The sequence below is a fragment of the Enterobacter sp. SORGH_AS_0287 genome, assembly GCF_031453695.1.
In the GTDB taxonomy this organism is placed as follows: domain Bacteria; phylum Pseudomonadota; class Gammaproteobacteria; order Enterobacterales; family Enterobacteriaceae; genus Enterobacter; species Enterobacter ludwigii.
Genome location: NZ_JAVIZW010000001.1, coordinates 902,960 through 920,613, shown reverse-complemented (window position 1 = coordinate 920,613; position 17,654 = coordinate 902,960). Strand labels below are relative to the sequence as shown.

The following is a 17,654-nucleotide window of genomic DNA, read 5'->3' as shown; positions in this document are numbered from 1 at the left end:
GACGGCGCTCCTTAACGGTCTTTCGGGTCGAGGGCATCACGCAGGCCATCGCCGATAAAGTTGAAACAAAACAGGGTGACGACCAGGAAGCCCGCCGGGTACAGAAGCAACCACGGTGAGACTTCCATTGAGTTTGCACCATCACTCAGAAGCGCGCCCCAACTGCTCAGTGGCTCTTGTGTACCCAGACCCAGGAAGCTCAGGAAAGATTCAAACAGGATCATGCTTGGTACCAGCAGCGAGGCATATACCACCACCACGCCGAGCACGTTAGGAACGATATGGCGAACCACAATATTACCGGTGGAGACACCGCCCACCTGCGCCGCTTCGATAAACTCTTTACGCTTAAGACTCAGCGTCTGACCACGAACGATTCGCGCCATATCCAGCCAGGACACCATCCCGATTGCCACGAAGATCAACAGGATATTCTGGCCAAAGAAGGTCACCAGCAGGATAACGAAGAACATGAACGGGAAGGAGTTTAAGATTTCCAGCATACGCATCATGACGGAGTCCACTTTACCGCCAAGGTAGCCTGAGAGTGAGCCGTAAAGCGTACCCACGATCACCGCCACCAGGGCGGCAGCAATACCGACCATCAGCGAAATACGGCCACCGATAGCGACACGCACCAGCAGGTCGCGCCCTGAGGAATCCGTACCAAAATAGTGCCCGGACGTCATATCGGGTGCGCTGGACATCATGCCCCAGTCGGTGTCGAAATAGGTAAATTGCGACAGAATCGGCGCCAGGGTGACAAACAGCGCGATGAGCACCAGAACAACCAGGCTGGCGACCGCGGCGCGGTTATGCATAAAGCGACGACGGGCGTCTTGCCAGAGGCTACGACCTTCTACTTCCAGTTTTTCACTGAAGTTTTCCAGCGCCTCGCTGTTTTTCTTACTCAACATCATGGCGTGCTCCAGTATCAGTAACGGATTTTCGGGTCGATAACGGCATACAGCACATCGACGATAGCGTTAAACAAAATGGTCAGTGCGCCGACAAGGATTGTCAGGCTCAGTACCAGTGAATAGTCGCGGTTCAGCGCGCCATTAACGAACAGCTGACCAATGCCCGGCAGACCGTAGATGGTTTCGATAACCATTGAGCCGGTGATGATCCCAACGAATGCCGGCCCCAGGTAGGAGAGCACGGGCAGGAGCGCAGGCTTGAGTGCATGGCGGAATATAATCCGGCGCATCGGCAGCCCTTTCGCACGCGCGGTGCGGATGAAGTTCGAGTGCAGGACTTCAATCATGGAACCGCGGGTGATACGCGCGATACTGGCGATATAAGCCAGGGAGAGAGCCACCATTGGCAAAATCATGAACTTCAGCGCCCCACCGTTCCAGCCGCCCCCGGGCAGCCATTTCAGCGTAATGGCAAATATCATCACCAGTAATGGCGCGACAACGAAGCTGGGTATAACCACCCCGGTCATCGCCACCCCCATTACGGTATAATCCCATTTGGTGTTTTGTTTGAGCGCGGCAATAACACCCGCGGTGACGCCGAGAACGACGGCAAGGATGAATGCCGCAGCACCCAGTTTCGCCGATACAGGGAAGCTGGACGCCACCAGGTCGTTAACGGAATAGTCTTTGTATTTGAATGACGGCCCAAAATCACCGTGCGCCAGTTGCTTCAGATAGTTGAAGTACTGCGTGGAGATAGGATCGTTTAAGTGATACTTCGCTTCGATATTGGCCATCACTTCCGGTGGCAGCGTACGTTCACCGGTAAATGGACTTCCCGGCGCGAGACGCATCATAAAGAAGGAAATCGTAATTAGAATAAATAACGTTGGTATCGCTTCTAAGCAGCGACGCAGGATAAATTTCAACATTGCCCGTACCTTCTGGCGTGTGCCTGATGAATGTTACAAAGTAGACACAGTGGGGCAAGCCAGGCCTGCCCCACGTATTGCCATTAATGCTTGATAATATAAAGATTCTTAACGGAAATATTATCCAACGGGTCTTTACCGGTATAACCCCCTACCCACGGTTTCACCAGGCGGGCGTTAACGTAGTAATAGACCGGTACAATTGCAGAGTCTTTATCGAGCTGCTCTTCTGATTTCGCGTACAGATCAGCGCGCTGCGCATCGTCTGTGACTTTCAGCGTATCAGTAATGATCTTATCGAATGCCGGGCTCTTATAGTGCGCGGTGTTATTCGAACTGTCACTCAGCATGGTGTTCAGGAAGGATGTTGGTTCGTTATAGTCCGCACACCAGCCAGCACGCGCCACGTCGAACGTCCCCTGATGGCGGGTATCCAGGAAGGTTTTCCACTCCTGGTTTTCCAGCTTCACGTTCACGCCCAGGTTTTTCTTCCAGATAGACGCGACGGCGATAGCCAGTTTTTTATGCAGGTCAGACGTGTTGTACAGCAGGTTAAACGTCAGCGGCTTGTCAGCGGTATAACCGGCTTCAGCCAGCAGTTTTTTCGCTTCTTCGTTACGTTTTTCCTGTGACCACTTGAACCACTCAGGCTCAACCAGTTTCATACCGTCGGTATAAGGAGGGGTATAGCTGTATGCCGGCAGGTCGCCCTGGTTTTTCACTTTGTTCACGATAATATCGCGATCCAGTGCCAGCTTGAGCGCTGTACGCACGCGCACATCAGTGAATGGTGCTTTCTGGTTGTTGATTTCGTAGTAGTAAGTGCAGAGATACGGATCAACATGCACTTCTTTCGGGATCTCTTTTTTCAGCTTCTGGAACAGTTCAATCGGCATGTTGTTATAGGTCATGTCGATTTCGCCGCTGCGGTAACGGTTAACGTCAGTAACTTCAGAAGAGATTGGCAGGTAGGTTACCTGATTAATGACGGTTTTCGCGTTATCCCAGTACTGCGGGTTACGCTCCAGAACCATACGTTCGTTGACCACCCAGTCTTTCAGTTTATAAGCACCGTTGGTCACGATATTGGCAGGCTGGGTCCATTTTTCACCAAATTTTTCCACCGCGGATTTTGGTACCGGGGAAACGGACGGGTGAACCAGTAATTTGTAGAAGTACGGAACAGGCTCGCTCAACGTCACTTCAAAGGTATTGGCATCAATCGCTTTCACACCCAGGTCGGTGACCGGTTTTTTACCGGCGATGATGTCATCAATATTGGCGATGTGGCCATATTGCAGGTAGCTCGCATACGGAGAGGCGGTGGTTGGATTCGCCAGACGCTGCCAGCTATATACGAAATCTTCGGCGGTAACCGGCGTACCGTCGGACCATTTCGCATCTTTACGCAGATGGAAGGTCCAGACTTTGAAATCTTTATTTTCCCATTTTTCCGCCACACCCGGTGCCGGGTGGCCGTCTACGTCGGTCACCAGCAAGCCTTCGAACAGGTCGCGGTTGACGTTAGACTCCGGAACACCTTCAATTTTGTGCGGGTCAAGAGACTGAACTTCCGCACCGTTGTTACGAACCAGCGTCTGTTTCTCCGCCAGTTGAACGCCTGCAGGAACGTCCGCAGCCATTGCAGCGTTGCCCGCGATTAGCGCAGTTAAAATCCCCGCCGCTACCAGATTTTTTTTTGTGATGATGGACATTGTGTTGGTACTCCACTCATTATAATTACTGGCCTTCGCCAGCTGTGTAATCCCCTGTTGGGGCCTGTACAGCGCAGGAGTTTTTTTTGCTGCTGTCAGGTTCTTCTTTTTACTTCTTGCTATCACCGACTTTTTTATTACTGACCGCTCGTATGGCCGTCTTGCGTCGATTCTTCACAGGTCTCCCCTGTCTGAGGCCTGTGCTGGATATCTGAGAAGAGGACTATATGAAAATAATTCTCATCTGCTTGTTTTATGCTGCAAAATATTAGGCCGGAAAGTATCAAATGGCGTAAACGCGCGCCAATACATTTTGCAAATTTGTTAAGCAATTCTCTTTTACGGTGAGTACCGTATCTCGGGGGGCAGCCCTGCCTGACATCAAATACCGCATAAAAACATTGGTATTCAATATGATAGAGAAAACATTCTCTACAAGCGCGTCGCTGCGCTATCATCGAGTGGTTTTGTACAAAAATTTAACAACTGATTATTATTTAGCACATTCCTCTAGGGGAACGTTGAAATTACTAATATCATTTCGGTTATGACTCAGCAAGCCCCAGAGTATCATGTGAGTAAAATAACAGATCGATTGAAGGTTTTATGCGCAGAGAGGCACGAAGCAAGTTGATAACTTATTGAAATATAAGAAAAGCGGATTATTAGTAGAATTTATTATGATATGTGAGCATTTCAACTTTAGTTATATGATTTGCTGATAATCACGTAAAAAAACGGAGCCGCAGGCCCCGTTCTTTCATTTGAAATATTAGTGCAGTAAGCCGGGGAAAATGCTTTTAATACCGGTGACAATAAATTCGATGCCTAACGCCATCAACAACAGGCCCATGATACGCGTAATGACGTTGATGCCCGTTTGCCCCAGCCAGCGCACCAGCCAGGGTGCCATGCGGAAAACACCCCAACAACACAGTGCGAAGATAGCGATGGCGACAGAAAAGCCAATCAGGTGCATCAGGCTATGGTAACGTGTCCCCCAGACAATGGTGGAACTGATCGCCCCCGGCCCTGCCATTAAAGGCAACGCAAGCGGGACCACGCCGATACTTTCGCGAATGGCGGTTTCTGATTTCTCCTGTTTGTTCTGCTTATCCTCACCCAGCTTACCGCTGATCATCGACATGGCAATGGTCACCACCAGGATGCCACCCGCGATGCGGAAAGAATCAATTGAAATGCCGAACAGCTGGAGAATGGCATCACCCAGGAAAAGCGAGGTGAGCAAGATAATGGCCACTGACAGGTTAGCGGTTAGGTTGGTTTTGTTCCTGGCCGCCGCCGTCTGGTAACTGGTCATACTAATGAAGACAGGGATGATCCCTACCGGGTTGACCAGGGCAAACAGACCAATAAAAAATTTAAAATACGTTGGAAAATCAAAGAGCGTTTGGATCACGTTTTGCTCCGCTTATGCACATGCCCGGGACTGACACTTTGTCATGAAAAATCGCGCTGAAGATACGCTTTTTATGAGCATACTTCACCAGAAATCTGTGCCTAAACGTTATCCTTTCAGGATGTTAAACAGATGTAGAATCAGTGATAGCATCACTTCCAATAGTTACTTAATTATTTAACACTGGAAATATCTACAATAAATAACCCTGCTGAAAGGTATCAGCTTGGGGAAAAATTGACGCAGATCATAATTTTCGTACTCAGAAGTGAGTAATCTTGATTACGCCCCCCAGGAAGGTCACTTGTCACAAAGGGATGATGTTAAGGTAAGGCTCTTTTAGTAAGTTAGCGCGCCAGAGCATAAAGTAACTCTTTGTTTTACTTTATCTAACGCAAGTCGTAGTGGCTCTGTCTATACTGTCAGACGTATCGAGCGCTGGTTTACTAAAAGAGTTTAAACATTATCAGGAGAGCATTATGGCTGTTACTAATATCGCTGAACTGAACGCACTCGTCGAGCGCGTGAAAAAAGCCCAGCGTGAATACGCCAATTTCACCCAAGAACAGGTTGATAAAATCTTCCGCGCGGCCGCTCTGGCTGCTGCAGATGCTCGAATCCCTCTCGCTAAAATGGCCGTTGCTGAATCCGGCATGGGTATCGTTGAAGATAAAGTGATCAAAAACCACTTTGCTTCAGAGTATATCTATAACGCCTATAAAGATGAGAAGACTTGCGGCGTCCTGGCTGAAGATCATACCTTCGGTACCATCACCATTGCTGAACCTATCGGTATTATTTGCGGTATCGTTCCAACGACTAACCCAACGTCTACTGCCATCTTCAAATCGCTGATCAGTCTGAAGACCCGTAACGCAATCATCTTCTCCCCTCACCCACGTGCTAAAGATGCCACCAACAAAGCAGCGGATATCGTGCTGCAGGCTGCTATCGCTGCGGGTGCGCCAAAAGATCTGATCGGCTGGATCGACCAACCGTCTGTTGAACTGTCTAACGCCCTGATGCACCACCCGGACATTAACCTGATCCTGGCAACCGGTGGTCCTGGCATGGTTAAAGCAGCATACAGCTCCGGTAAACCGGCTATCGGTGTAGGTGCGGGTAACACGCCTGTTGTTATCGACGAAACGGCCGATATTAAACGTGCTGTTGCATCTGTACTGATGTCTAAAACCTTCGACAACGGTGTTATCTGTGCGTCTGAACAGTCCGTTGTTGTTGTAGATTCCGTCTATGATGCGGTTCGCGAACGTTTCGCCAGCCACGGCGGCTACATGCTGCAGGGCAAAGAGCTGAAAGCCGTTCAGGATATCATTCTGAAAAACGGCGCGCTGAACGCCGCCATCGTTGGTCAGCCAGCCTATAAAATCGCTGAACTCGCCGGCTTTACCGTTCCGGCAACCACCAAGATTCTGATCGGCGAAGTTAAAGTTGTCGACGAAAGCGAACCGTTCGCTCACGAAAAACTTTCGCCTACGCTTGCTATGTACCGTGCGAAAGATTTCGAAGACGCGGTAGTAAAAGCGGAGAAACTGGTTGCAATGGGGGGTATCGGTCATACCTCTTGCCTGTACACCGACCAGGATAACCAGCCAGAGCGCGTTGCTCACTTCGGTCAGATGATGAAAACTGCGCGCATCCTGATTAACACCCCGGCTTCTCAGGGTGGTATCGGTGACCTGTACAACTTCAAACTCGCACCTTCCCTGACTCTGGGTTGTGGTTCCTGGGGTGGTAACTCCATCTCTGAAAACGTTGGTCCAAAACACCTGATCAACAAGAAAACCGTTGCTAAGCGAGCTGAAAACATGTTGTGGCACAAACTTCCGAAATCTATCTACTTCCGCCGTGGCTCTCTGCCAATCGCGCTGGATGAAGTGATTACTGATGGCCACAAACGTGCGCTCATCGTGACTGACCGTTTCCTCTTCAACAACGGCTACGCAGATCAGATCACTTCTGTTCTGAAAGCGGCTGGCGTTGAAACTGAAGTGTTCTTTGAAGTTGAAGCTGACCCAACCCTGACCGTAGTGCGTAAAGGTGCTGAACTGGCGAACTCCTTCAAACCCGATGTGATCATCGCACTGGGTGGTGGTTCCCCAATGGACGCCGCGAAAATCATGTGGGTTATGTACGAGCACCCAGAAACACACTTCGAAGAACTGGCGCTGCGCTTTATGGACATCCGTAAACGTATCTACAAGTTCCCGAAAATGGGCGTAAAAGCGAAAATGATCGCCGTTACTACCACTTCCGGTACAGGTTCAGAAGTCACGCCGTTTGCCGTTGTAACCGACGATGCAACCGGTCAGAAATACCCACTGGCTGACTACGCGCTGACGCCGGACATGGCTATCGTTGATGCCAACCTGGTCATGGAAATGCCGAAATCACTCTGTGCGTTCGGTGGTCTGGATGCAGTGACTCACGCCCTGGAAGCTTACGTTTCCGTACTGGCTTCTGAGTTCTCTGACGGTCAGGCTCTGCAGGCTCTGAAACTGCTGAAAGAAAACCTGCCAGCGTCTTATAATGAAGGGTCTAAAAACCCGGTTGCCCGTGAACGTGTTCACAGTGCAGCAACCATCGCCGGTATCGCGTTTGCTAACGCCTTCCTGGGTGTTTGCCACTCAATGGCACACAAACTGGGTTCACAGTTCCACATTCCTCACGGTCTGGCGAACGCCCTGTTGATCAGCAACGTTATCCGTTATAACGCGAACGACAACCCAACCAAGCAGACTGCTTTCAGCCAGTACGACCGTCCACAGGCACGTCGTCGTTACGCTGAAATCGCAGACCACCTGGGTCTGAGCGCACCGGGCGACCGTACTGCGGCGAAGATTGAGAAACTGCTGGCATGGCTGGAAAGCCTTAAAGCAGAGCTGGGTATTCCTAAATCTATCCGTGAAGCGGGCGTTCAGGAAGCTGACTTCCTCGCGCATGTTGATAAGCTGTCTGAAGATGCATTCGATGACCAGTGTACCGGTGCTAACCCGCGCTACCCACTGATCTCTGAGCTGAAACAGATCCTGCTGGATACCTTCTACGGCCGCGAGTTCAAAGAAAATGATACTGTTGCTGTGAAAGCCGACGCACCTGTCATTAAAGCTGACAAGAAAGCGAAGAAAAACGCGTAACTGACAGCCTGATAAAAAACCCGCCTCTGGCGGGTTTTTTTATGTCTGCATTTTACTGTGAAGGATTATTTGCGGTTGTCAGGCTGAAGCGCCGTCAGTGAGCCGACAATCAACGCTTCCTTATAATGCTTACGGCACACCGATACGTAGCGCTCATTGCCTCCTATGACCACCTGCTCGCCATCAGCATAGGGTTTTCCGGCCTGGTCGAGGCGAAGCACCATGCTGGCTTTACGGCCGCAAAAACAGATGGTTTTAAGTTCAACGAGTTTATCCGACCACGCAAGTAAATACTGGCTGCCGGCAAAAAGCTCGCCGCGAAAGTCAGTGCGCAACCCATAGCACAGAACGGGAATATCAAGCTCATCGACAACCTCTGAAAGCGCATGAACTTGCTCACGCGTCAGAAACTGGCTTTCATCAACCAGAACACAATGGATGGGCTGTGAAGCATGTGCTGCGCGGATATCCTCCAGCAGGTCGGTTTGCGGGTTAAACAGCCTTGCAGGCGATGAGAGGCCTATTCTGGAACTCACCTTCCCTGCACCAAAGCGGTCGTCAATTTCAGCCGTATAAACAACGGTACGCATCCCACGTTCCTGGTAATTGTATGAGGATTGCAGTAGCGCTGTCGATTTCCCGGCATTCATTGCCGAATAGTAGAAATAAAGTTGTGCCATTGGCCGTAAAACCCTAATCAATGTGTAATATTACCGATGATTCATTGTACCATATTTTGTCTGGTTATCAGCGATACGACGCACAGACTATGCGGTTCAGCGCGAGGTTTACCGCCGGCATTTTGCAAAAATACTGCGTTAAAACATGAAGTAAACGCATCCAGCCCAGCCAATATGTTATAGGGTCAGCCAAACATAACACTTCATTTTATAGTGGAATCATCGTTCATTAAAATTCACTATTTATTAACTATTTCTGCCTTAACATACCCGGTGTAAACTAATACAAAAGGCTGATATTTATCCGCCGCAACTATAATTCCTGAGGCAAATGTCACAAAAAAAAGATGCAATCGACTGCGTTAAGCCACTTTACGTGATAACAAGCGAGACTGGCGGGTTATGAAATTTAAGTTAGCGTAATTAATAATAGCGGCAATATTCACTATTTTTTGAATTCCTTACATTCCCAGCTATTGCACAACTGAATTTATCGCTCTATTATTAGGACAACAAACCACCCCCCATTATAAGTTTGAGATTACTACAATGAGCGAAGCACTTAAAATTCTGAACAACATCCGTACTCTTCGTGCGCAGGCAAGAGAATGTACCCTCGAAACGCTTGAAGAAATGCTGGAAAAATTAGAAGTTGTAGTTAATGAACGTCGCGAAGAAGAAAGCGCTGCTGCTGCTGAAATCGAAGAGCGTACTCGTAAACTGCAGCAATATCGTGAAATGCTGATTGCTGATGGTATCGATCCAAATGAATTGCTGAACAGCATGGCTGCAGCTAAAACCGGTACCAAAGCAAAACGCGCTGCTCGTCCTGCTAAATATAGCTATGTTGACGAGAACGGCGAAACTAAAACCTGGACCGGCCAGGGTCGTACTCCTGCTGTTATCAAGAAAGCAATGGACGAGCAAGGTAAACAGCTGGATGACTTCCTGATCAAGGATTAATCATCTCGCTTCCAGAAAAATCCCGCGTAATGCGGGATTTTTTTTACCCGCAATTTACCGCAAACATCCCCTTACACTCTGTCATAAAGCGTTATTTGGCTATTTAGTTTGCCTTACAATCGGACGTGATGACGGCGTGTTATGGGCATAAAAAAACCGGTGGGCAGAGCCTCACCGGTTCAGATCAAATGAAGCCTGAGTTATTTCTTAATACCCGCGCTCTCTTTGAGCCAGGCTTTAAATTCTTCACCGAGCGTATTGTGGCGAATGCCATATTCTACAAACGCCTGCATATAACCGAGCTTATTACCGCAGTCATGGCTCTTACCTTTCATATGGTAAGCTTCAACGGTCTCTTTCTCGATCAGCATATCAATGGCATCGGTAAGCTGGATTTCATCACCCGCTCCTGGAGGCGTTTTCGCCAGCAGAGGCCAGATTTCAGCACTCAGGACATAACGACCTACAACCGCCAGATTAGAAGGCGCTACGTCGGCTTTAGGCTTCTCAACCACGCCAATCATCGGCACGCTCTCACCCGGTTCAAGGTTAACGCCTTTGCAGTCAACAACACCGTAAGCGGTAACGTCATCCACAGGTTCAACCATGATCTGGCTGCTGCCTGTTTCATCGAAGCGTTTGATCATCTCAGCCAGATTGTCCTGAGAAAGATCTGATTCATATTCGTCCAGAATAACGTCAGGCAGGATCACCGCAACAGGCTCATCGCCTACAACGGGATGCGCACACATAACTGCGTGGCCAAGACCTTTAGCCAGACCCTGACGCACCTGCATAATGGTGACGTGTGGCGGGCAAATAGACTGAACTTCTTCCAGCAGCTGGCGCTTAACACGTTTTTCCAGCATGGCTTCGAGTTCAAAACTTGTATCGAAATGGTTTTCGATAGAGTTTTTTGATGAATGTGTAACCAGCACAATTTCAGTAATGCCGGCCGCGATACATTCGTTAACGACATACTGAATTAATGGCTTATCAACCAGAGGCAGCATCTCTTTAGGAATCGCCTTAGTTGCTGGTAACATCCTGGTCCCCAATCCCGCTACCGGGATGACGGCCTTTCTGACTTTCGAATTTAGGGCAGCCATTCAAATTCTCCTGAGCTGTTCAAGTTTTGAACTTTTATGCAATAAATAACGCGTTAAGTATATCAGCCTCATCCCGCAGTCCGGGTCTGAAAAGAACGCGTTGCCGATCAATTAGGACAAATACGCATGATTCCGGGCAGCGATAGTAGCACTCCCCATAAATCACAGGTAAAGCAATCTTAAAATTAAGATCCAACTGCTTATTCCGTGGACAACATTAAGCGTAGCCGTCCCCCGGCACCCCAAATTTGGCACTGCCAGGAGGAACAGCGATGACTAATTTGATTAAGATAAGCCGTACCCAATGTTCCAAGCGGGACACCGTTACTGACCTGAATATGATGTTCCCCGGTATTCAGCGAGGCATTAAGCCCCGCGGAAACGAGGATAAGATTTTTCAAACCGCTGTGGTAATAACCTACCAACAGCGGAAACTGTCCGGGTAAATTGGCCTGACGAAAAAGCTGGTTTACCTGTTTGAGTAAACTGCCTAACTCGGGAAGCCGCTGTCCCTGATGGGAGAGTTGTTCCTGCAGCAACCCGTTAAATAGCGCACGAAGTAATAACGCGGCTAATACACCATTATCCCCTGCCCGGGTGACATCAAGACAATAAAATGCAAGGTCCGAATCCGATAATGGCGCAATATCGAGCACCAGCCCTGGCTGGTCAGCGGCCACCAGCTGGCGATAATTCACACGACAGTGAGAAATATTCTGTTGTACCGGTGGTTGAAGTTCTTGCAACAGTTTCGCCGCCGCAGGGGGATTACTCACTAAGGCGTCCCAGTCCTGGAAAAGGCGTTCCTCTTCCTCAACCCGGGAATTAAACATATTGGGATAAAGACAGGCTAAGACGGTTTCACGAAGTCGGTTAAGATCTTTAACCGGTTTAAGCAGAATATCCTGAACCCCCAGACGCAAGGCTTTGGCTATATCCGCCATGTTCTCTGTGGCGGAAATCACCAGTATCGGCATCTGGTTGGCTTCATTGCGCAGATGTTCGACCAGCTTCAGTCCATTCATCCGTGGCATTTCAAGGTCACAAATCATCAGATCAGGCGTGATATTGACCATTTTTTCCAGCGCGTCGATGCCATCGTCAGCCAGTGAAGTGTTTGCCCCCAGTGATGATAACCACGAATCCAGTAGCGATCGGAAAACGGGCTCGTCTTCAACAATCAAAATGTGTTTTCCGGCCAATGGCTTCGTCATGGTTCCTCCCCTGGCTGACAGTAACTACATAGTGGCATGCTATCGGCACTGTCGCCTGTCAGATTTTGCTGAAGTAGTCAAAAAAAGGTGCTTAACGTGCTGTTCGCACAAAAGGCAGCAACTCATCTATTTTCTTTTCGACGGCTAACGAGCCCGCTGCGATGGCGGCCTCAGCCCGATGGAAATCAAGGGTAGAAATTTGCGGACAATACGGCTGAAGCAGAATATCCGGCGGGTCGCCAGCCATGCGGTTGCGCTTGAGGCGGTTCTCCAGGACCTGGATTGAGGTCGTCATAATTTCAATCGCCGTGGGTGCAGTTACCGCACGCCGGGCGGCCATGCGCCCGAGACGTCCGCGCAGACGCTCATGCCAGGCCAGTTTTTCGCCCTCGGCATCTTCACTCTGAAGATTGACTGGCATCAGGTCTTGTTGCATCAGATGAGCGTCGTGCTGTAAATCCACAGCAATAACAATATCGGCACCCATAGCGCGGGTCAGGGAAATGGGGACCGGGTTAACAACGCCTCCGTCGACAAGCCAGTAACCGTTGTGCGGAACAGGGGCCATTAAGCCCGGCATGCTGCAGGACGCGCGAACGGCAAGATGGATATCCCCTTCGGTAAGCCAGAGTTCGCGGCCGGTACTGAGGTTCGTCGCAACGGCACCGAAGGGTAACTGACAATGACTGAAGTCATCGAGAGGCATAATCTGACGGAACTGGTTAAAGACCCGTTCACCGCGCAGCAACCCACCGCGCTGCCACGAGAGATCCATCAGGCGCAATACGTCCCAGTAACTGAAGGAGCGTACCCATGTTTCAAGTTCCGGAAGCTTTCCGCACGCGTATGCGGACCCCACAAGCGATCCGATTGAACACCCTGCAACAATATCAACGTCAATGCCCATCTGCTTTAAGGCATTTATCACGCCGATGTGCGACCATCCCCGGGCTGCACCTGAGCCCAGCGCCAGTCCAATTTTAACCTTTCTCATTAGCCCTGTTTTACGTCCCCTGGATTCCTGACATAGCATCAACGCAACTGCTCAGTTAACATGGTGCTACCCGAAGCGTTTAACGCCCTTATTTTTTGTTCCAGGAAGAGAATCGTGTCTCAACTCTGCCCTTGTGGTAGCGCTCTGGAGTATAGCCTATGTTGCCAGCGATATCTGTCTGGCGATCAGGTTGCACCAGACCCGTCACACCTCATGCGTTCACGGTATACTGCTTTTGTGATCAAAGACGCAGACTACCTGATTAAAACCTGGCACCCGTCCTGCCACGCTGCCGATTTCAGACAGGATATTGAAGCCGGGTTTGCTAATACCCAATGGCTCGGCCTTACCGTCTATGAATCGTCAACGGGAAGTGATGCTGATGAAGGTTATGTCAGCTTCGTTGCCCGCTTTATCGAACGCAATAAGCCCGGTGCCATTATCGAACGTTCCCGGTTCTTAAAGGAAAGCGGGCAATGGTATTATATTGACGGAACGCGCCCACAGTTTGGTCGTAACGATCCCTGCCCTTGTGGTTCAGGTAAAAAATTTAAAAAGTGTTGCGGGCAGTAATGCCTGACAACCCAGACTTCGCAAATACTCAAACAGGATTTCCCGGCGATGCAATCACTACAACGTAAAGTTCTGCGCACCATCTGTCCCGATCAAAAAGGGCTGATCGCACGAATTACCAACATTTGTTATAAGCATGAACTGAATATCGTGCAGAACAACGAGTTCGTTGACCACCGTACCGGACGCTTCTTTATGCGTACCGAACTCGAAGGGATTTTCAACGACACCACCCTGCTTGCCGATCTCGACAGCGCGCTGCCTGAAGGCTCCGTGCGTGAACTGACCCCCGCTGGCCGTCGTCGCGTTGTTATTCTTGTGACGAAAGAAGCCCACTGTCTTGGCGATCTGTTGATGAAAGCAAACTACGGTGGCCTCGATGTTGAAATCGCTGCCGTTATCGGTAACCACGAGACGCTGCGCACGCTGGTTGAACGTTTTGATATTCCGTTTGAGCTGGTCAGCCATGAAGGCCATACCCGTGAAGAACATGACAACCTGATGGCCAATGCTATCGAAGCGCATAACCCGGATTACGTGGTACTGGCGAAATACATGCGTGTGCTGACCCCATCTTTCGTGGCGCGTTTCCCGAACAAGATCATCAACATCCATCACTCATTCCTGCCAGCCTTTATCGGTGCACGTCCTTATCACCAGGCGTACGAACGCGGTGTGAAAATCATCGGCGCCACCGCGCACTACGTGAATGACAACCTGGACGAAGGCCCAATCATTATGCAGGACGTGATTCACGTGGATCACACCTATACCGCAGAAGATATGATGCGCGCCGGGCGTGACGTAGAGAAGAACGTACTCAGTCGTGCGCTTTATCAGGTGCTGGCGCAACGTGTGTTCGTTTACGGTAACAGAACGATTATTCTTTAATCGACAAGAAATGAACTGGTTAGCTTTACAGCTTAACGCGTAAAATTCAGGCAACCAGTTTATTTTTATTGTGGTAACGCTTTACAGGGGCGTCTCATTTGATATGATGCGCCCCGCTTCCAGCAGGAAGCAGGCCAGTAAATAGCATTACCCCGTGGTGGGGTTCCCGAGCGGCCAAAGGGAGCAGACTGTAAATCTGCCGTCATCGACTTCGAAGGTTCGAATCCTTCCCCCACCACCATCTCTCAGCATTACCTCAAAATTTGAATTACCCCTGGTGGGGTTCCCGAGCGGCCAAAGGGAGCAGACTGTAAATCTGCCGTCATCGACTTCGAAGGTTCGAATCCTTCCCCCACCACCATCATCTCAAAGCCAATCCAGTGATGTATTTCAAACGATGTGTCATGCATAGCAACAGACGATCACATTGGAGGCAACCGACGCTTCACCGGTGAACTTTTCACGATCGACGTATTACACTGAGCATGTTCCGCCAGACCATCAAGCAACGCATCCAGTTGCTCAATCGACCGCACGACCAGCCTGATAACAAAGCAGTCTTCACCGGTGACTTTATCGCTCTCAATACATTCCGGCATGGCCTGAATGTACTTATCTACCTTTTGCAGCAACCCCGGTAAAGGACGAACCCGCACCAGCGCCTGCAACGTATACCCCAACGCCGTCAGATTGACGCGCGCGCCATACCCTTCAACCACCCCGCGCTCTTCCAGTCTTTTCAGACGCTCTGCTGTACTGGGAGATGTCAGTCCAATACGTCCGCTGAGTACCTTTAGCGACATGCGCGCATCCTCAACCAGACAGGCCAGGATTTGGCGATCGATGTCATCGAGAAGGTTTTCCATCGTTTTTACCTAATTTAAAAAAGTCATCACTGTCTTTCACCTTATATCAGCCATGTTATTCCCGACAGCGGTATTCGACAATATCGTCATTAATCAGGAGGTGAATAATGGGTGATGTGCAAAAAGGCGTCTGGCAGATGAGCCTGGCAATGTTAATTTCCGGCTCGATTGGCGCGTTTGTTCTGCTTTCCGGCCTGCCGGTGACGGAAGTGGTTTTCTGGCGATGCCTGATCGGGGCGATGGCCCTTTTTATTTTCATCCGAATAAGTCGAAAACCATTTAGTCCGCTCACCCGTGTCACGCTGTTGCTGGCAATTCTGGGCGGTGTTGCGTTAGTAGTTAACTGGTTGCTGCTGTTCGCGGCTTATGAACGTATTTCAATCGGCCTTTCTACCGTGGTTTATAACACTCAGCCGTTTATGCTGGTGTTGATGGGGATGTTTTTAGGTGAACGCGTGAGCCTGGTGAAATGGGGTTGGCTCGTTCTCGCCTTTGGCGGCGTGGTCATCCTGCTCTCCAGTGAGCTGAATGGCGCACAGGGCAAAGGCTGGCTCGCAGGAATCGGTCTGGCGATGGGGGCCGCTTTCTTCTACGCACTGACAGCCATAATCGCCCGCAGACTGAAATCAGTTGCGCCCCAGCATATCGCCTTTATTCAGGTACTGACCGGCGTGGTCATGCTGTTGCCCTTAGCCCACCAGCCGTCATTTTCAGCTGATTTCCCATGGCCGATTTTACTGACGTTAGGTGTCGTCCACACCGGGATCATGTATCAGTTGCTGTATAGCGCGATCCAGAAGCTCCCGACGCCCGTTACCGGTTCTCTGTCTTTTATCTATCCCGTGGTGGCCATAATTGTCGATAACGTGGTGTTCGGACACTCGCTGAATATCACGCAACTGGCAGGGGGTGCATTGATACTGTTTGCGGCGGCAGGTAATAACCTGGGCTGGGGCGAGAAAAAACCCCGCGAGTGCGGGGTTGGGATCAAATCAGCACATTAGCGTCTGAGGCGAACAGGCTAATCCTTGCGGATTAACGTGAGGAGTTGTTCGCGAGCCTGTTCAAGTTGCCTGAGTCCGCCGCGCAGCCAGATACCTTTTCTGAAAAACTCGACCCGGGCGGCATGATCGAACTGATCGTAGTCAACCGGGTACACCAGGGCCGGGATCCCTTTTTGAATACAGTGCCACATAATCCCCGCCCCGCCGTGGTGTATCACGACATCGTAACGAGATAACCAGGCATCATAATCAACCCAATGCATACGTAAGAAATTCCCTGCCCGCTCACATTCCGCACTTTCCAGGCTGCCATCCGTGAAATGGAACACCCAGTCTGGCATCGTTTTCGCCAGAGCTGTTGCCGCTTTCGCTACGTCATCTTTATGCCAGTCCAGATGTGTACCCAGCGTAATCAGGACATGCCGCTTTCCTTCAATGAAGGTCGGTTTCTCTCCATCTGCAGGCGGGGTGTACAGCGCGGGTCCAATAAAGGCTACCGATTCAGGCCAGGTCCGCTCAAACTCCATCTCTTTTTCGCCCAGAGCGAGAATGCGCAAGGGTGAATATGCCGTTTCACTGCCGTCAGGCCGATATAGCCGGGTTATGCCCGTCTGACGAATCACACCGCGAAAAAACCAAAAAACAAGACTCTTGAACAACCTGACTTTTTTCCTGTGGATCAGGTGGTTTATCCGTTCCCACGCGGTGATGGCCGGCATCAGCCCACCACAATAAGCGGGTGGGCCGTCCGGCGCTTCAAGAACGCAGGGCGACGGCAAGCTACTCCACCAGAGAACATTCATCCGGGTACAGACAGGCCCCACGACGGGAAGTGTAAAGTCGGCGATAGCCAAATCCGGCACGCCTTCCCGATGCCACGCCCTCTCAAGTTCGTCAGCAAAACCCTTAAGCAGGCCCACGACTGAACGAAACTGACGATAAAGCCTCACAGGATGCGTCTTTACGGCATATTTTGGATTGGCAATCGACACTAACGGTGTATCGAAATCGCCGTCAAGAATGAGTCCTTGCAGTCCGGACGCCGCAATCCGCGCGCTGGTACCGCGAGTACTGATAATACGGACCTGATAATGCGCTGAAAGCGCCCTCCCCATTGCCAGCACGGGATGCAAATGTCCGGAAAATGGCGGGGCCAACAAATCAATTCGCGTGACGTTGTCAGGAATCAGATCAAACAAGCGTTGCATATCA

Annotated in this window: 15 protein-coding genes and 2 tRNA genes; 7 read left to right on the top strand and 10 right to left on the bottom strand. The window is 50.2% G+C overall.

Going from position 1 to position 17,654, the window contains the following annotated elements; translation table 11 throughout:
• Positions 1–11: 11 nt before the first annotated feature.
• From oppC to QE396_RS04300, 4 genes are all read right to left on the bottom strand, one after another.
• On the bottom strand, positions 12–920 hold the full coding sequence (gene oppC / locus QE396_RS04315; RefSeq protein WP_014170446.1) for an oligopeptide ABC transporter permease OppC: 909 nt from the start codon (positions 918–920) through the stop codon (positions 12–14).
• 14 nt (positions 921–934) lie between these two features.
• Positions 935–1,855, bottom strand: coding sequence for an oligopeptide ABC transporter permease OppB (gene oppB, locus QE396_RS04310; RefSeq protein ID WP_014170447.1), 921 nt, complete (start codon positions 1,853–1,855; stop codon positions 935–937).
• 83 nt (positions 1,856–1,938) lie between these two features.
• Positions 1,939–3,570 carry an oligopeptide ABC transporter substrate-binding protein OppA gene (gene oppA / locus QE396_RS04305; RefSeq protein WP_020882381.1) on the bottom strand — a complete coding sequence of 544 codons (1,632 nt, stop codon included), beginning with the start codon at positions 3,568–3,570 and terminating at the stop codon, positions 1,939–1,941.
• Positions 3,571–4,342: 772 nt separating this feature from the next.
• Positions 4,343–4,990 (bottom strand): YchE family NAAT transporter, encoded by a 648-nt coding sequence (locus QE396_RS04300; protein WP_014170449.1) that lies wholly within the window; start codon positions 4,988–4,990, stop codon positions 4,343–4,345.
• Positions 4,991–5,469: 479 nt separating this feature from the next.
• On the opposite strand from QE396_RS04300, the gene adhE reads away from it, so the two are divergent.
• Positions 5,470–8,148, top strand: coding sequence for a bifunctional acetaldehyde-CoA/alcohol dehydrogenase (gene adhE, locus QE396_RS04295; RefSeq protein ID WP_020882380.1), 2,679 nt, complete (start codon positions 5,470–5,472; stop codon positions 8,146–8,148).
• A 65-nt stretch (positions 8,149–8,213) separates the two neighbouring features.
• On the opposite strand, the gene tdk is transcribed toward adhE, so the two are convergent.
• On the bottom strand, positions 8,214–8,828 hold the full coding sequence (gene tdk / locus QE396_RS04290; RefSeq protein ID WP_032669745.1) for a thymidine kinase: 615 nt from the start codon (positions 8,826–8,828) through the stop codon (positions 8,214–8,216).
• Positions 8,829–9,377: 549 nt separating this feature from the next.
• Here tdk and hns point away from each other — a divergent pair.
• Positions 9,378–9,791: a histone-like nucleoid-structuring protein H-NS gene (gene hns, locus QE396_RS04285; protein ID WP_008502781.1), complete on the top strand. Its 414-nt coding sequence runs from the start codon at positions 9,378–9,380 to the stop codon at positions 9,789–9,791.
• 200 nt (positions 9,792–9,991) lie between these two features.
• Here the strand turns inward: hns and galU are convergent, their stop codons facing one another.
• The 3 genes from galU to rssA all read right to left on the bottom strand — a co-directional run bounded on the left by galU (position 9,992) and on the right by rssA (position 13,108).
• Entirely contained in the window at positions 9,992–10,900 is a 909-nt protein-coding gene (galU, locus tag QE396_RS04280) for a UTP--glucose-1-phosphate uridylyltransferase GalU (RefSeq protein WP_014170452.1), read from the bottom strand.
• 200 nt (positions 10,901–11,100) lie between these two features.
• Positions 11,101–12,114: a two-component system response regulator RssB gene (gene rssB / locus QE396_RS04275; RefSeq protein ID WP_014170453.1), complete on the bottom strand. Its 1,014-nt coding sequence runs from the start codon at positions 12,112–12,114 to the stop codon at positions 11,101–11,103.
• A 91-nt stretch (positions 12,115–12,205) separates the two neighbouring features.
• The gene (rssA, locus tag QE396_RS04270; protein ID WP_032669742.1) at positions 12,206–13,108 is read right to left on the bottom strand and encodes a patatin-like phospholipase RssA; all 903 of its coding nucleotides are present in this window, start codon (positions 13,106–13,108) and stop codon (positions 12,206–12,208) included.
• Between the two features lie 114 nt (positions 13,109–13,222).
• On the opposite strand from rssA, the gene QE396_RS04265 reads away from it, so the two are divergent.
• The 4 genes from QE396_RS04265 to QE396_RS04250 all read left to right on the top strand — a co-directional run bounded on the left by QE396_RS04265 (position 13,223) and on the right by QE396_RS04250 (position 14,933).
• Entirely contained in the window at positions 13,223–13,681 is a 459-nt protein-coding gene (locus tag QE396_RS04265) for a YchJ family protein (protein WP_025203926.1), read from the top strand.
• A gap of 48 nt (positions 13,682–13,729) precedes the next feature.
• The gene (gene purU / locus QE396_RS04260; RefSeq protein ID WP_014170456.1) at positions 13,730–14,572 is read left to right on the top strand and encodes a formyltetrahydrofolate deformylase; all 843 of its coding nucleotides are present in this window, start codon (positions 13,730–13,732) and stop codon (positions 14,570–14,572) included.
• A 156-nt stretch (positions 14,573–14,728) separates the two neighbouring features.
• Positions 14,729–14,813: transfer RNA gene (locus QE396_RS04255), tRNA-Tyr, on the top strand.
• A 35-nt stretch (positions 14,814–14,848) separates the two neighbouring features.
• Positions 14,849–14,933: transfer RNA gene (locus QE396_RS04250), tRNA-Tyr, on the top strand.
• Between the two features lie 61 nt (positions 14,934–14,994).
• Here QE396_RS04250 and QE396_RS04245 read toward each other — a convergent pair.
• Positions 14,995–15,438, bottom strand: a complete 444-nt coding sequence (locus tag QE396_RS04245) for an Lrp/AsnC family transcriptional regulator (protein WP_020882377.1) — start codon at positions 15,436–15,438, stop codon at positions 14,995–14,997.
• Positions 15,439–15,545: 107 nt separating this feature from the next.
• Here QE396_RS04245 and QE396_RS04240 point away from each other — a divergent pair, with 107 nt between their 5' ends.
• Positions 15,546–16,442, top strand: a complete 897-nt coding sequence (locus tag QE396_RS04240) for a DMT family transporter (RefSeq protein ID WP_020882376.1) — start codon at positions 15,546–15,548, stop codon at positions 16,440–16,442.
• A 17-nt stretch (positions 16,443–16,459) separates the two neighbouring features.
• Here the strand turns inward: QE396_RS04240 and QE396_RS04235 are convergent, their stop codons facing one another.
• A complete protein-coding gene (locus QE396_RS04235) occupies positions 16,460–17,650 on the bottom strand; it encodes a glycosyltransferase (protein WP_032669816.1) in 1,191 nt (396 codons plus the stop codon).
• Between the last annotated feature and the right edge of the window lie 4 nt (positions 17,651–17,654).

Excerpts from the sequence above, each read along its gene's own strand:
- rssB (WP_014170453.1), bottom strand. The coding sequence starts at position 12,114 with ATGACGAAGCCATTGGCCGGAAAACACATTTTGATTGTTGAAGACGAG.
- oppB (WP_014170447.1), bottom strand. The coding sequence starts at position 1,855 with ATGTTGAAATTTATCCTGCGTCGCTGCTTAGAAGCGATACCAACGTTA.
- QE396_RS04235 (WP_032669816.1), bottom strand. The coding sequence starts at position 17,650 with ATGCAACGCTTGTTTGATCTGATTCCTGACAACGTCACGCGAATTGAT.
- rssA (WP_032669742.1), bottom strand. The coding sequence starts at position 13,108 with ATGAGAAAGGTTAAAATTGGACTGGCGCTGGGCTCAGGTGCAGCCCGG.
- QE396_RS04240 (WP_020882376.1), top strand. The coding sequence starts at position 15,546 with ATGGGTGATGTGCAAAAAGGCGTCTGGCAGATGAGCCTGGCAATGTTA.
- oppC (WP_014170446.1), bottom strand. The coding sequence starts at position 920 with ATGATGTTGAGTAAGAAAAACAGCGAGGCGCTGGAAAACTTCAGTGAA.
- adhE (WP_020882380.1), top strand. The coding sequence starts at position 5,470 with ATGGCTGTTACTAATATCGCTGAACTGAACGCACTCGTCGAGCGCGTG.
- hns (WP_008502781.1), top strand. The coding sequence starts at position 9,378 with ATGAGCGAAGCACTTAAAATTCTGAACAACATCCGTACTCTTCGTGCG.
- galU (WP_014170452.1), bottom strand. The coding sequence starts at position 10,900 with ATGGCTGCCCTAAATTCGAAAGTCAGAAAGGCCGTCATCCCGGTAGCG.
- oppA (WP_020882381.1), bottom strand. The coding sequence starts at position 3,570 with ATGTCCATCATCACAAAAAAAAATCTGGTAGCGGCGGGGATTTTAACT.
- QE396_RS04245 (WP_020882377.1), bottom strand. The coding sequence starts at position 15,438 with ATGGAAAACCTTCTCGATGACATCGATCGCCAAATCCTGGCCTGTCTG.
- purU (WP_014170456.1), top strand. The coding sequence starts at position 13,730 with ATGCAATCACTACAACGTAAAGTTCTGCGCACCATCTGTCCCGATCAA.
- tdk (WP_032669745.1), bottom strand. The coding sequence starts at position 8,828 with ATGGCACAACTTTATTTCTACTATTCGGCAATGAATGCCGGGAAATCG.